Annotated in this window: 13 protein-coding genes; all 13 read right to left on the bottom strand. The window is 62.0% G+C overall.

The window, feature by feature from the left end:
* Positions 1–154 precede the first annotated feature (154 nt).
* Positions 155–1,057: a cysteine synthase CysM gene (gene cysM / locus P3T20_RS12000; protein ID WP_074263732.1), complete on the bottom strand. Its 903-nt coding sequence runs from the start codon at positions 1,055–1,057 to the stop codon at positions 155–157.
* Positions 1,058–1,343: 286 nt separating this feature from the next.
* Entirely contained in the window at positions 1,344–1,736 is a 393-nt protein-coding gene (locus tag P3T20_RS11995) for a ComEA family DNA-binding protein (protein WP_074263731.1), read from the bottom strand.
* A 79-nt stretch (positions 1,737–1,815) separates the two neighbouring features.
* Positions 1,816–2,808, bottom strand: coding sequence for an ADP-glyceromanno-heptose 6-epimerase (gene rfaD, locus P3T20_RS11990; protein ID WP_074263730.1), 993 nt, complete (start codon positions 2,806–2,808; stop codon positions 1,816–1,818).
* 123 nt (positions 2,809–2,931) lie between these two features.
* The gene (rfaE1, locus tag P3T20_RS11985; protein ID WP_074263729.1) at positions 2,932–3,933 is read right to left on the bottom strand and encodes a D-glycero-beta-D-manno-heptose-7-phosphate kinase; all 1,002 of its coding nucleotides are present in this window, start codon (positions 3,931–3,933) and stop codon (positions 2,932–2,934) included.
* Entirely contained in the window at positions 3,899–5,302 is a 1,404-nt protein-coding gene (locus P3T20_RS11980; protein ID WP_074263728.1) for a UDP-glucose dehydrogenase family protein, read from the bottom strand. Before P3T20_RS11980 ends, rfaE1 begins: the two co-directional genes overlap by 35 nt.
* 50 nt (positions 5,303–5,352) lie before the next feature.
* The gene (gene lapB / locus P3T20_RS11975) at positions 5,353–6,528 is read right to left on the bottom strand and encodes a lipopolysaccharide assembly protein LapB (protein WP_074263727.1); all 1,176 of its coding nucleotides are present in this window, start codon (positions 6,526–6,528) and stop codon (positions 5,353–5,355) included.
* 61 nt (positions 6,529–6,589) lie between these two features.
* On the bottom strand, positions 6,590–6,883 hold the full coding sequence (locus tag P3T20_RS11970; protein ID WP_074263726.1) for a lipopolysaccharide assembly protein LapA domain-containing protein: 294 nt from the start codon (positions 6,881–6,883) through the stop codon (positions 6,590–6,592).
* 333 nt (positions 6,884–7,216) lie between these two features.
* A complete protein-coding gene (locus tag P3T20_RS11965) occupies positions 7,217–7,540 on the bottom strand; it encodes an integration host factor subunit beta (protein ID WP_074263725.1) in 324 nt (107 codons plus the stop codon).
* A 32-nt stretch (positions 7,541–7,572) separates the two neighbouring features.
* Positions 7,573–9,306, bottom strand: coding sequence for a 30S ribosomal protein S1 (rpsA, locus tag P3T20_RS11960; RefSeq protein ID WP_020068971.1), 1,734 nt, complete (start codon positions 9,304–9,306; stop codon positions 7,573–7,575).
* A gap of 171 nt (positions 9,307–9,477) precedes the next feature.
* The gene (gene cmk / locus P3T20_RS11955) at positions 9,478–10,164 is read right to left on the bottom strand and encodes a (d)CMP kinase (protein WP_074263724.1); all 687 of its coding nucleotides are present in this window, start codon (positions 10,162–10,164) and stop codon (positions 9,478–9,480) included.
* A 34-nt stretch (positions 10,165–10,198) separates the two neighbouring features.
* The gene (gene aroA / locus P3T20_RS11950) at positions 10,199–11,503 is read right to left on the bottom strand and encodes a 3-phosphoshikimate 1-carboxyvinyltransferase (RefSeq protein ID WP_074263723.1); all 1,305 of its coding nucleotides are present in this window, start codon (positions 11,501–11,503) and stop codon (positions 10,199–10,201) included.
* A gap of 18 nt (positions 11,504–11,521) precedes the next feature.
* Complete coding sequence (locus P3T20_RS11945; RefSeq protein ID WP_074263722.1) at positions 11,522–12,463, bottom strand: prephenate dehydrogenase; 942 nt, start codon at positions 12,461–12,463, stop codon at positions 11,522–11,524.
* 80 nt (positions 12,464–12,543) lie between these two features.
* On the bottom strand, positions 12,544–13,656 hold the full coding sequence (gene hisC / locus P3T20_RS11940; RefSeq protein WP_074263721.1) for a histidinol-phosphate transaminase: 1,113 nt from the start codon (positions 13,654–13,656) through the stop codon (positions 12,544–12,546).
* Positions 13,657–13,672 lie beyond the last annotated feature (16 nt).

Raw genomic sequence — 13,672 nt, 5'->3', positions numbered from 1 at the left:
CCTGCGCCGGACTCGTCAGACTCGCAATAAGCGCGCGCAACCGGCTTACCGTGTTCGAAGCACGGCCTGAACAAAAAAGCGCCGGTCATAGCCGGCGCTTTTTTGTTTGGCGAATGACCCATCAAGCGCATCCGCCGCGTTTACTCAAGCTCCATCACGCCGGGAACACGCCCGTCGAAAGATACCGATCGCCGCGATCGCATACCACGAACACAATGGTCGCGTTCTCGACCTGCCGCGCAATGCGCAACGCCACCTCGCAAGCACCCGCCGAGGAAATACCGCAAAAAATCCCTTCCACTGCCGCCATCTTGCGCGCCATCGCTTCCGACGCCGCCTGACTCACGTTCTCGACGCGATCCACACGGCTGCGGTCGAAAATCTTCGGCAGATACGCTTCCGGCCATTTGCGGATACCCGGAATGCGCGAACCCTCTTCCGGCTGCGCACCAATAATCTCGATGGCCTGATTCTGTTCTTTCAGATACTGCGACACGCCCATGATCGTGCCGGTAGTGCCCATGGCCGAAACGAAGTGCGTGATACGCCCTTCGGTTTCCTGCCAGATTTCCGGACCGGTCGATTCGTAGTGAGCGATCGGATTATCCGGATTCGCAAACTGGTCGAGGATGATGCCCTTGCCTTCGCGCTGCATCTGCTCGGCGAGATCGCGTGCGTATTCCATGCCACCCGTCACCGGCGTAAGCACGATCTGCGCGCCGTACGCAGCCATGCTCTGACGACGCTCGACGGACAGGTCTTCCGGCATGATCAGCACCATCTTGTAGCCACGAACAGCAGCCGCCATCGCCAGCGCGATACCGGTGTTGCCGCTAGTGGCTTCGATCAGCGTGTCGCCCGGCTTGATGCGCCCGCGCGCTTCGGCCTTCTTGATCATCGACAATGCCGGGCGGTCCTTCACCGAGCCCGCCGGATTGTTACCCTCGAGCTTGCCGAGGATCACGTTGTTGCGGCTGCGGATCTCATCGTCAGGCAAGCGGACAAGCTGGACGAGCGGCGTATTGCCGATCGTGTCTTCAATCGTTTTGTAAGCCATATGGGGTGCTGTCGCTGCGCGGAGTATTGAATCCAACGATTCTAAACCACCGTGCGTCGCCCTGCCGTGCGGCCCTTGTAACGGCATGGATGCATCGTCGCAAAGGTATGCCGATATAACGTATAGGTATAAACGGCGTGCAACGCAAAAAGCCCGCGGCCGAGTACCGCGGGAGCCAGTCATCTGAGTGACAGCTGAAGGAGTGTTGTATGCCGACTTCACTCCAACCTGAAGGAACGCTAAACGATACGGCGGCGCGCGCATAACCACGCGCCGCCGCATGCGTCTATTTCTTCACCACCACTGCCGCGCTACCCTTTTGCGCACCCGTTGCCGTAGCCGGCTGAGACACTGCGGTCGCAGCGGTCGCGGCGTTGCCCTGCGCAGGCGCCGCAGCCTGTACCCCAGCAGCAGCACCAGCCGGACCGACAGCGAGACCTTCCGCCTGCAGGCGCTCGACGGTATGCCCGCCCATGCCTTTGACACGCTTGCTGAGATCCGTGGGATCCTTGAACGGACCGTGCGCGTCGCGCTCTTCGAGAATGGCTTTCGCCTTGGCGGGGCCAATGCCCTTGATGCCACGCAGCCCAGCCTCGTTGGCCGTATTGATGTCGACCGACGCGTAGGCGTGGCCGAATGCGGCGAGCATTGCCGCCGTAACCATGATTTTTCGCAACATATGGAATCTCCCTCTTACAACCTGACCGGTGACGATCACCGTCCAGGAGATTCCAAGTTTAGAGAGGTCTGCGAATGATTTATAGCTGGCCGAATAGCCAACGTACGTAACGATCGACGCCTTCCTGCACGCTCAGGAACGGCTCATCGTAACCAGCTGCGCGCAGCTTCGTGAGATCGGCCTGCGTGAAGCACTGGTACTTGCCGCGCAGCGCATCGGGAAACGGAATGTACTCGATCAAGCCGCGCTGCACCTGCTCGGCAAGCGAGAGCGGCGGCTCGTTGTTGAGCGCGCGCAACGTGTTGACGACGGTCGTCGCAATGTCGTTGAACGGCTGTGCACGGCCGCTGCCGAGATTGAAGATGCCCGACCTCTCCGGGTGATCGAAGAAGTGCAGATTGACCTTCGTCACGTCTTCCACCGAAACGAAATCGCGCGTCTGCTCGCCGGCAGCATAGCCGTTGTATTCGCCGAACAGCTTGACCTTGCCCTCGGCGCGGAACTGGTTGAAGTTGTGGAACGCAACCGACGCCATCCGCGCCTTGTGCGTTTCGCGCTGGCCGTAGACGTTGAAGTAACGAAAGCCGGCAATCTGGCTTTTCGCGGTGGGCAGCACGCGGCGAATCACCTGATCGAACAGGAACTTCGAATAGCCGTAGACGTTGAGCGGTTGCTCCACTTCGCGCTCTTCCACGAAGCGGCTCGAGCCGCCATACGTCGCCGCGGACGATGCGTACAGAAACTGCACGCCCTGCGCGAGGCACGCGTCGAGTACCGCGCGGCTGTAGCGGAAGTTGTTGTCCATCATGTAGCGGCCGTCGGTTTCCATCGTGTCCGAACAGGCGCCTTCGTGGAAGATCGCGCGGACCTTGCCGAAATCGCCGCGCGCAAAGCGTTCGACGAATTCGGTCTTGTCGAGATAGTCGTCGATCTCGCAATCGACCAGGTTCTTGAACTTGTCGGCGCGCGTGAGATTGTCGACGGCGATGATGCGTTGTTCGCCGCGCTCGTTGAGCGCTTTTACGATATTGCTGCCGATAAAGCCGGCCGCGCCGGTGACGATAAGGGTCATGGTCGTCCTGCGGAATTGAGCTTTACATAGGGTTGGAGCGAGCGCTGAAGCGCCAACTCCAACCGACAGTTTCAATGACACCCGGCGCTCGCGCCGCAAGCGGGCGCGAGGCGGCGTGCGGTATTAGAGAAAGAGTTCGTCGTAGTCGACGGTAGCGGTGCCCAGCTTGCCGACCACGATGCCGGCCGCGCGGTTCGCAAGCGCAACAGCGTCGACGAGCGACAGGCCCGCGCCGAGCATCACGGCCAGCGTGGCGATCACGGTGTCGCCCGCACCCGAGACATCATACACTTCACGCGCAACGGCCGAGGCGTGCAGAATGCCGTCGTCGGAGAAGAGCGTCATGCCCTCTTCCGAGCGCGTCAGCAGCAGCGCCTTGAACTCGAGCTCCGCGCGCAGCTTCGTCACGCGCGCGATCAGATCGTCTTCGGATTTCCATTGCCCGACCACCTCGCGCAACTCGGCGCGATTCGGCGTGATCAGCGTGGCGCCGCGATAGCGTTCCCAATCGTCACCCTTCGGGTCGACGAGCACTGGCTTGCCGGCCGCGTGCGCCTTCGCAATCATCTTCGTGACGTGTGTCAGGCCGCCCTTGGCGTAGTCCGACATCAGGATCACGTCATGGGAGGACAGCAGTTCGTCAAAGCGCGCCAGGCTCGCGAGCAGTACTTCATGCGCGGGCGTATTCTCGAAGTCGACCCGCAGCAACTGCTGCTGGCGTGACAGGACACGCAGCTTGATGGTGGTCAGCAGAGCAGGATCGCGTTCCAGATGCGGTACCACGCCGCTGTCACCGAGCAACTGGATGATTCGCTCACCCGGCTCGTCATGACCGACCACGCACAACAATCCCGCCTGCGCGCCGAGGGCGACGGCGTTGCGCGCCACGTTGGCCGCGCCGCCGAGGCGATCTTCCTGCTTCTGCACATGCACGACAGGCACCGGTGCCTCAGGTGAAATACGGTTGACGTCGCCAAACCAGTAACGGTCGAGCATGACGTCGCCGACCACCAGCACACGTGCACCGCCGAGCCTCTCGCGCGGTACCGAGATGGGTGCAGAAGTGGACACGGTGGTTTCGTTGACGGACTCAGACATCGGCTGGGAGTTCGGAGGGTTGGGCATAAGGACGTCCAATCGAGTGGTAATCGATGCCCAGTTCGGTCATCGCTTCCGGTTCGTAAAGGTTACGGCCGTCGAAAATGAGCGGCGTCTTCAGCACCGATTTCAGGTGCAGGAAGTCGGGGCTCTTGAACTCCTTCCATTCGGTGACGATCACCAGCGCGTCCGCGCCTGTGAGCGTTTCGTCCTGCGTGCTCGCGAAATGCAGACGGGCCAGTTGCTCGGGCGCGTCGTGCAGGTCGATCGCGAACACCCGGCGCGCTTCGTTGAGCGCAACAGGATCGTACGCGCGCACCTTGGCGCCGCGAGCCAGAAGTTCGGCGATGATGCGCCGGCTCGGCGCTTCACGCATATCGTCGGTGTTCGGCTTGAACGCGAGACCCCACACGGCAAACGTGCGGCCGCTCAGGTCTTCGCCGAGCGTGCTGGTGATCTTGCGCACGAGCACTTCTTTCTGCTCGTTGTTCACTGCTTCGACGGCTTCGAGAATGCGCAGATTGTGGCCGCTTTCACTGGCAGTACGCACCAGCGCCTGCACGTCCTTCGGGAAGCATGAGCCGCCGTAACCGCATCCGGCATACAGGAAGTGATAGCCGATGCGCGGGTCCGAACCGATGCCGCGACGGACCGCTTCGATATCGGCGCCAACGCGGTCAGCGAGGTTCGCCATCTCGTTCATGAACGAAATGCGCGTGGCAAGCATCGCATTAGCGGCGTACTTCGTGAATTCCGCCGAGCGCACATCCATGTAGAGCGTGCGTTCGTGATTGCGGTTGAACGGCGCATACAGGCGCTTCATGAGTTCGCGGGCACGTTGGCCGGCTTCGTCTTCGTCGTGGCCTAGCACGATACGGTCGGGGCGCATGAAGTCATCGACTGCAGCCCCCTCCTTGAGGAATTCCGGATTCGAGACCACCGAGAAGCGATGCTGGTCGCTGCCGGCCAAACCGCGCTTCGCCAGTTCCTCCTGCACGACCGCGCGCACGCGTTGCGCGGTGCCGACCGGGACCGTCGACTTGTCGACAATCACCTTGAAGCCGTTCATGGTGCGGCCGATATTGCGCGCCGCTTCAAGGACGTACTGCAGGTCAGCCGAGCCGTCTTCATCGGGCGGCGTGCCGACCGCGATGAACTGCACTTCACCGTGCGCCACGCTCGCTTCGACGTCCGTCGAAAACGTGATGCGCCGTGCAGCCCGCGTACGGGCGATGATTTCCTGCAGGCCCGGTTCGTGGATGGGGACGCCACCGTTGTTGAGGATTTCGATCTTGCGCGGATCGACATCCAGGCAGAAAACGTCGTGACCGATTTCGGCAAGACACGCGCCAGTGACAAGCCCGACATAGCCCGTGCCGATGATGGTGATTTTCATACGCGTTCCGGTTATGGGTTCCGGTTATGTTACCGGTGATGGTTTCCGGGTCAGCTCGACGCCGTGATCGGTTCGACCCGGCGCGGCGCATAGGTTTCCCACCCGCTGCAACCCGGACACTGCCAGTAGAAAAGGCGTGCCCGGAAACCGCAATTCTGGCACGTATACCGTGGCAGATTTTTGGTGCGCTGCCTGATCAGCGTGCGCATCAGTTCGAGTTCGCTGCGCCGCGGTTCTTCCGCCGTGGCCTGCTGCGCTTCGAGCAGGCGCGTCATGCCCGCCAGATTGGGCGACTTCTGCATCTGCGAGCGCGCGAGCGTGTGCGCCGCGTCCTGCCCGCGCAGGGCCGCGACGTACTGGTAGGCGACATCGAGCAGATCGTTCGTGGGATAGCGGTCGACCCACGTCGTCAGCAGATCCGCCCCGTCCTCCGGACGTCCGAGCGCCTCGTAGGCCTTCATCAGCTTCTCCGCGACGAGCGGCAGATATGAAGAATTCTGCTCCTCGACCTTGCGCCACTGCGCGATCGCCGCTTCCTGCGCGCCGCCTGCCATATCCACGTCGCCAAACAGAATGGTGGCGCGCACGCTGTGCGGGTTCGCCTTCAACGCCAGATGCAACTGGCGGCGGGACTCTGCGGGATTCTTTTGCTGCAACGCTTCCTGCGCCAGCTCGCAGTGGAATTGGCCGATTTCCTTGTCCAGCGATTCGGCGCCCATCGTTTCGAGGTGGCGCGCGGTGTCGATCGACTTGTTCCAGTCCTTCTCGATTTCGTAGATGGTGAGCAGCGCACGCTGCGCACCCAGCGCGTAATCGCCGGTCTCGAGCGAGCGGAACGTCTCTTCCGCCCGGTCGAGCAGACCCGCCTTCAGAAAATCCTGGCCCAACTCGTAGAGCGCGTGATCGCGCTCGGTGACGGGCAGGTCGGCGCGGCTCAGCAGATTTTGATGCACGCGAATCGCGCGATCAGTCTCGCCGCGACGACGGAACAGGTTACCAAGCGCGAAATGCAGTTCGATGGTTTCTGGATCGAGCTTGACGACCTCGATGAACGCATCGATGGCCTGGTCCGGCTGTTCGTTAAGGAGAAAATTGAGGCCACGGAAGTATGAACGCGGCAGGTTGGCGCTCTCGGACAACAGCGTCTTGAGGTCGTAACGCGCGGCCATCCAGCCGAACGCGAAAGCGACAGGTATGACGAGCAGCCACCAGAAGTCTAGATCCATGCGATTGGTCGGGAGTACAGAAACAAAAGCCGCGCGCCACGGGCGCACGGCATGGGAAAGCCTAGATCAGCGGCGGCAGCGGCGGCGTTTCGACCACCACAGGCGCCTCGCGTGCCACGCGCAACTCGCGCTTGAGACGGCCGTTCTCGAGCCGCAACCGGACCAGCGCCGGTACCGCCGACACGAGCCCCGCCAGAAGGCCGACCACAAAGAACGCGAGGCCGATCAGGATCAGCGGAGCGGACCACGCGTAACCGGCCAGGAAATTCAGCGTAGCGGTTTGCGTGTTGGAGAGTGCGAGCACCAGCAGGAGCACGAACACCAGAACGCGGATCAGCCAGACGATAAATTTCATGAATAAGGTCTCTTGACGGCAGTTGCGGGTCGAACGCCGGCTTGATGACGCGCGTCGCGCCACGGTCTTGCCCGCGCCGAAGTGACCCGTATTGTAATTGAAGGCCCTGCGAGTGGGCAGTAACAAGCAGTTTGCACGCGCTTACTTGTGGTTTACCTCTTGAATCGAAGGGACGAAGCGTGCCCTGCACTGGCCCCGTACCGCACGCGGACCTTGCGCAACCCGGGCGCAGACAAAAAAAAAGCGCCCGAAGGCGCTTTTTTTGGTCTTTTTCCGTCTGGCGTTGGCCGCTGACGCTATTAGCACTACGCGCCGCTTACCGCGCGCAGCCGCTTACAGATCGTCGTCCGGCTCTTCGTCCTTCAATGGCTCGCCCGCGCGGCGGTCTACCCGCTCGCGCAGTTCCTTGCCAGGCTTGAAATGCGGCACGAACTTCTCAGGTACCAGCACCTTTTCGCCCGATTTCGGATTGCGCCCCACACGGGAGGGACGGCGGTTGAGGCCGAAGCTGCCGAAGCCGCGAATTTCAATGCGATGGCCGTTGGCAAGCGCCTCCGACATCGCATCAAGCATCGTCTTCACCGCGAAATCCGCATCTTTAAGTACAAGCTGCGGAAATCGCGTAGCCAGCTGGGCGACCAATTCCGATTTGGTCATACTGCAGCAGACCTCTCAAGAAAACTCAAGGCTTACTGGTTCTGGCCGTCGAGCTTGGCCTTCAACAGCGCGCCGAGGTTCGTCGTGCCGGTTGCAGCCGCGCTCGAATCCGACGAAGCCAGGCCGCGGATCGCTTCCTGTTGCTCAGCCGAGTCCTTGGCCTTGATCGACAGGTTGATACCACGCGACTTGCGATCGATGTTGATGATCATCGCATTGACCTTGTCGCCTTCCTTCAGCACGTTGCGAGCATCTTCCACGCGGTCCTGGGCGATTTCCGAAGCACGCAGGTAGCCTTCGACTTCCGCCGACAGCTGGACCACTGCACCCTTCGCATCTACCGTCTTGACCACGCCGTCGACGATCGAACCCTTGTCGTTCATTGCAACGAAGTTGCTGAACGGGTCGCCTTCGAGTTGCTTGATACCCAGCGAAATACGTTCCTTCTCGACGTCGATGCCGAGAACGATCGCTTCCACTTCGTCGCCCTTCTTGTACTTGCGAACTGCTTCTTCGCCCGTTTCGCTCCACGACAGGTCCGACAGGTGAACCAGACCGTCGATGCCGCCAGGCAGACCGATGAAGACGCCGAAGTCGGTGATCGACTTGATTGCGCCTTGCAGCTTGTCGCCCTTCTTGAAGTTGCGGCTGAAGTCATCCCACGGATTCGGCTTGCATTGCTTCATGCCGAGGCTGATACGGCGGCGGTCTTCGTCGATTTCCAGAACCATGACTTCGACTTCGTCGCCCAGCTGAACAACCTTCGACGGTGCAACGTTCTTGTTCGTCCAGTCCATTTCCGACACGTGGACGAGGCCTTCGATGCCCGATTCCACTTCGACGAATGCGCCGTAGTCGGTGATGTTGGTGACCTTACCGAACAGGCGCGTGCCCGACGGGTAACGGCGGGAAATGCCTTCCCACGGGTCGTCGCCGAGTTGCTTGATGCCCAGCGAAACGCGGTTCTTTTCCTGATCGAACTTGAGGATCTTCGCGGTGACTTCCTGGCCAACCGACAGCACTTCGCTCGGGTGACGCACACGACGCCATGCGATGTCGGTGATGTGCAGCAGGCCGTCGATACCGCCGAGGTCCACGAATGCGCCGTAGTCCGTGATGTTCTTCACTACGCCTTCCACAATCGCGCCTTCCTTCAGCGTTTCGAGCAGCTTTGCGCGCTCTTCGCCCTGGGTGGCTTCGATCACAGCACGGCGCGACAGCACGACGTTGTTACGCTTGCGGTCGAGCTTGATGACGCGGAATTCCAGCGTCTTGCCTTCGTACGGGGTCGTGTCCTTGACCGGACGCGTATCAACCAGCGAACCCGGCAGGAACGCGCGGATGCCGTTGACCATGACGGTCATGCCGCCCTTGACCTTGCCCGTGATCGTGCCGGTCACGAGTTCGTTGTTGTCGAGGGCCTTTTCCAGCGACAGCCACGAAGCCAGACGCTTCGCCTTGTCGCGCGACAGGATGGTGTCGCCATAGCCGTTTTCCAGCGCGTCGATCGCGACGGAAACGAAGTCGCCCGCCTGCACTTCTACCTCGCCCGCGTCGTTCAGGAACTCTTCGAGCGGGATGTAGGCTTCGGACTTGAGACCAGCGTTGACGACCACGAAGTTGTGGTCAACGCGCACGACTTCGGCGGAGATCACTTCGCCAGCGCGCATGTCTTGCTTGGTCAGCGACTCTTCGAACAGAGCCGCAAAAGATTCGGTATTCGGGGTAGAGGTTTGCAGGTCGGACATAAAAATCGAAATTTGCATGGTTTTCGCGGTGCCCGGCTGACCGGATGGTCAAGCAATGACGGCTAGAGTGCGAATGCCACGCGGGGTTAAGGGGTTAAAACACGCTCCACGCCCATGCGCAGAGCACCTACACGACAACGGACTGCTTCTTGCATCTACTGCTTTACAACGAAATTCCTGACTGCATTTTCAAGCGATGGGCAAAAGCGCCCGATACCACTGCACCACCTGATCGACCGCCTGGTCGACCGACAACGTGGAAGTGTCGAGCAGCTTTGCATCCGCTGCAGGCTTGAGTGGCGCGGCTACACGCTGACTATCGCGCGCGTCGCGTTCACGCAAATCCCGGAGCAAGTCATCTATATTAGCAGAAAAACCTTTTTGGATCAATTGCTTATGCCGGCGAGCGGCGCGGGCCTCGGCGCTGGCGGTCAGAAACACTTTGAGCGCAGCATCCTGGAAGATAACAGTGCCCATATCGCGGCCGTCCGCAACCAGCCCCGGCTCCTTGCGAAAAGCCCGCTGACGGGCCACCAGAGCGGCTCTCACGGGTGCGTGGACGGCAATCGCCGAGGCCCGTTTGCCGACTTCTTCAGCGCGAATCTCGCTTGAAACGTCGACGCCGTCGAGTTGCGCGAGCCCCTCGCGGAACGTGATATGGAGGTCGTCGATCAGTTTGGCAAGGGCGTCGGGATCGTCCACCGCGATGTTGTAGCGCTGGCTGGCCAGCGCGGCGAGCCGGTACAGGGCGCCGCTATCCAGCAGATGGAAGCCGAGATTGGCGGCGACCAGCGCGGCCACGGTGCCTTTGCCGGAGGCGGTCGGGCCGTCGATCGTAATGACGGGCGTCTGGTGAAAGGGACGGGTCGGTTTCATCGAAAAAGTCGCGCGTCAGGTCGATTCGGGTGAATCAAGGTTGGGCCAACGCCGTGAAGCGCTCGAAATAGTCCGGGACAGTCTTGGCGACGCACTTCGGATCGTTGATACGCACCGGCACGCCGCCGAGGCTCACCAGCGAGAAGCACATCGCCATGCGGTGGTCGTCGTAGGTGTCGATGGCGGCGTTCGGCGTCAGTTGCTCCGGCGGCGTGACGGCGATGTAGTCTTCGCCCTCGACGACCTTGGCGCCGACCTTGCGCAGTTCGGTCGCCATGGCGGCCAGCCGGTCGGTTTCCTTGACGCGCCAGCTCGCAATGTTGCGCAACGTGGTCGTGCCGTCGGCGAACAGCGCCGCGACGGCAATGGTCATGGCTGCGTCCGGGATCAGGTTGCAATCCATGTCGATCGGTTCCAGCTTGCCGTGGTCATGACCGACGCCGCGCACCTCGATCCAGTCGTCACCCATCGACATGTTCGCGCCCATGCGGATCAGCGCGTCGGCGAAGCCCACATCGCCCTGGATGCTGGCCCGCCCAACACCTTCCACGCGCAGCGGACCGCCGCCGAGCGCGCCCGCCGCGAGAAAATACGAGGCGGACGACGCATCGCCCTCCACCATGATCTTGCCCGGCGACTGATAGCGCTGCCCCGCCGGCACCGTGAACTGATGCCAGCCGTGACGCTCGACCTTGATGCCGAAGCGCTCCATCAGCTTGAGAGTGATCTCGACATAGGGCTTGGAGATCAGTTCGCCGTCCACCTGAATCACCGTCACGCCGCTTTCCGTGCGCAGCAGCGGCAAGGTCATCAGCAGCCCGGTCAGGAACTGGCTCGATACGTCGCCGCGCACGCGGATCGGTGCATCGACGGCGATCTGGCCTTCGCGAATCCGCAGCGGCGGAAAGCCTTCGTCGCCCTCGTAATCGATCCGGGCTCCGATCTGCCGCAGGCCGTCGACGAGGTCGCCGATCGGCCGCTCGTGCATCCGCGGCACGCCGTGGATGCGATAGCTGCCGCCGTTGACCGCCAGCGCCGCCGTCAGCGAGCGCACCGCCGTGCCGGCGTTGCCGAGAAACAGGTCGGCGGTCTTCGCGGTAAACGCGCCGCGCGTGCCCGTCACGACGCACTCGTCGCCTTCGCGCTTGAGCTTGACGCCGAGCTTCTCGAGCGCGTCGAGCATCACTCGCGTGTCGTCGGAATCGAGCAGGTTGGTGATCGTCGTTTCGCCTTCAGCAAGCGCCGAGAGCAACAACACGCGGTTCGAAATGCTCTTCGAACCTGGCAGGCGAATCGTGCCGGACGCACGGGAAAACGGTCCGAGATCGAGGTATTCCATGATTGAGTCCAGTTCCGGTTATTTCGCGGCGTCGGGGGCAGCGGCTAGCGCCGCGCGCTGTTCCTGCCATTCGGTGCGCGCCTCGCGCGAGCGGGCGAATACGGCCTCGAGCGCGGCGCCGTCCGCGGCCTCGACGGCCGCACGCAACTGCGCAAGCACCGCCGTGTAGCCGTCCAGTTCGTCGAGCAGCGCTATACGGTTCGCTACGCAGATGTCGCGCCACATTTCCGGGCTCGATGCGGCAATCCGCGTGAAATCGCGGAAGCCGCCTGCAGCGAAAGAAAACTTCAGCGCAGCGTCGGGAGAATTGAGAATCTGCTCGACCAGCGCAAACGACAACAGATGCGGCAAGTGGCTCACCGAAGCGAAGACACGGTCATGCTGCGCCGGCGTCATCGCATGCACCGCTGCGCCGGTCGTGCGCCACATGGCGGCGACGCGCTCCACCGCCTCAGGCGGATTCTCCGGCAACGCGCACAGAACCACGTTACGGCCGACGTACAGATCAGGCAAAGCGGCGTCCACTCCGCTCGACTCGCGTCCGGCAATCGGATGGCCCGGCACGAACTGGCTAATCCGTTCGCCCAGCGCGGCGCGCGCCGAGGCAACGACATCGGACTTGGTGCTGCCTGCGTCGGTGACGATGGTAACCGGGTCGAGAAACGGCGCGATCCGTTCGAGCAGCGGCTGGGTCTGTGCCACGGGCGCCGCCAGTAGCACAAAATCCGCGCCGGACAGCGCGGCACGCAGCGCTGCGTCATCCGCGAGCGAGGCCGTAGCGTCGATCACACCGAGTTCGAGCGCCCGCGCAGTCGATGCGGACGAGCGGCCCACGCCAATCACGGTACGCGAGCCTGCCGCATCGCCGCGCTCGCGTAGCGCGCGCGCAAGCGAGCCGCCGATCAGGCCGACACCAAAAATCACCAGCTTGTTAAAAGAAAACCCAGCCACGTCGATCACACAGAAAAGCGCGCCATAGCGTGAAACGCCGGCGCGCGGGTCAAAATCTGACGCTCGGTTTTAACGCCTTGCGCCACCACTCACGCGGGCGCAAGCGTCTTTTCGAGCGCCTTGAGAAACGCTTCGTTTTCTTCCGGCAGGCCGATCGTGATGCGCAGCCATTGCGGCAAACCGTAGTTGCCAACCGGACGCACGATCACACCCTGCTTCAGCAGCGCGAGGTTGACGCGGTTGCCGGCGTCGTCGTCATTGCCGACACGCACCAGCACGAAATTGCCCGACGACGGCACATACTCGAGACCGAGCTTGTCGAATCCTTCCGTCAGACGACGATAACCCTGAGCATTGAGCGCCGCGCTCTTTTCGAGGAACGCCGCGTCGTTCAAGGCTGCGATTGCCGCGGCCTGCGCCAGCGTGTTCACGTTGAACGGCTGACGCAGACGGTTAAGCAGATCGGTCAGTTCCGGTTGTGCAATCGCGAAGCCGACGCGCAGACCCGCCAGGCCGTAGGCCTTCGAAAATGTGCGCGACACCAGCAGGTTCGGATAACGACGCACCCAGGCGATCGAGTCGTAGCGCTTTTCCGGCGCCAGATATTCGGTGTACGCCTCATCGAGCACCACCACGACATTGCGCGGCACCTTGGCGAGGAATGCTTCGAGCGCCGCGCCTTCGATAAAGGTACCGGTCGGGTTGTTCGGATTGGCGACGAAGATCAGACGGGTGTCATCCGTGATCGCGGCCAGCATGGCGTCGAGGTCGTGGCCGTGCTTGACCGCCGGCACGACGATCGCACGCGCGCCCAGACCCTGGGTAGCCAGCGCATAGACCGCGAACGAGTACTGCGCGTAGACGATCGACTGCCCCTTTTCGACAAACGCGTGCGCCGCGATTTCGAGGATGTCGTTGCTGCCATTGCCGAGCGTGATCCAGTCAGCCGGAACATCGTAACGGCCGCTCAATGCCGCCTTCAGCTCGAACGCGTTCGCATCCGGATAGCGGCCCAGTTCACTCGCGGCCTGCACCATCGCACGTTGCGCGGATTCCGGCATGCCGAGCGGATTCTCGTTCGACGCGAGCTTCACGATGTTCGCCTCATCGAGACCGAATTCGCGGGCTACTTCCGAAATCGGCTTGCCGGCGATATAAGGCGCAATCGCGCGCACATAGGAAGGACCGAAAGGGGTTGTCATGAGTATCTCCGGATCG

This window comes from Paraburkholderia sp. GAS206C (genome assembly GCF_050435645.1).
In the GTDB taxonomy this organism is placed as follows: Bacteria; Pseudomonadota; Gammaproteobacteria; order Burkholderiales; family Burkholderiaceae; genus Paraburkholderia; species Paraburkholderia phenazinium_B.
The sequence above is the reverse complement of the archived record's forward strand: the minus strand, read 5'-3'. Positions and strand labels throughout refer to the sequence as shown.

Coding starts and splice junctions, on each gene's coding strand:
- cysM (WP_074263732.1), bottom strand. CDS start 1,057: ATGGCTTACAAAACGATTGAAGACACGATCGGCAATACGCCGCTCGTC.
- P3T20_RS11995 (WP_074263731.1), bottom strand. CDS start 1,736: ATGTTGCGAAAAATCATGGTTACGGCGGCAATGCTCGCCGCATTCGGC.
- rfaD (WP_074263730.1), bottom strand. CDS start 2,808: ATGACCCTTATCGTCACCGGCGCGGCCGGCTTTATCGGCAGCAATATC.
- rfaE1 (WP_074263729.1), bottom strand. CDS start 3,933: ATGCCCAACCCTCCGAACTCCCAGCCGATGTCTGAGTCCGTCAACGAA.
- P3T20_RS11980 (WP_074263728.1), bottom strand. CDS start 5,302: ATGAAAATCACCATCATCGGCACGGGCTATGTCGGGCTTGTCACTGGC.
- lapB (WP_074263727.1), bottom strand. CDS start 6,528: ATGGATCTAGACTTCTGGTGGCTGCTCGTCATACCTGTCGCTTTCGCG.
- P3T20_RS11970 (WP_074263726.1), bottom strand. CDS start 6,883: ATGAAATTTATCGTCTGGCTGATCCGCGTTCTGGTGTTCGTGCTCCTG.
- P3T20_RS11965 (WP_074263725.1), bottom strand. CDS start 7,540: ATGACCAAATCGGAATTGGTCGCCCAGCTGGCTACGCGATTTCCGCAG.
- rpsA (WP_020068971.1), bottom strand. CDS start 9,306: ATGCAAATTTCGATTTTTATGTCCGACCTGCAAACCTCTACCCCGAAT.
- cmk (WP_074263724.1), bottom strand. CDS start 10,164: ATGAAACCGACCCGTCCCTTTCACCAGACGCCCGTCATTACGATCGAC.
- aroA (WP_074263723.1), bottom strand. CDS start 11,503: ATGGAATACCTCGATCTCGGACCGTTTTCCCGTGCGTCCGGCACGATT.
- hisC (WP_074263721.1), bottom strand. CDS start 13,656: ATGACAACCCCTTTCGGTCCTTCCTATGTGCGCGCGATTGCGCCTTAT.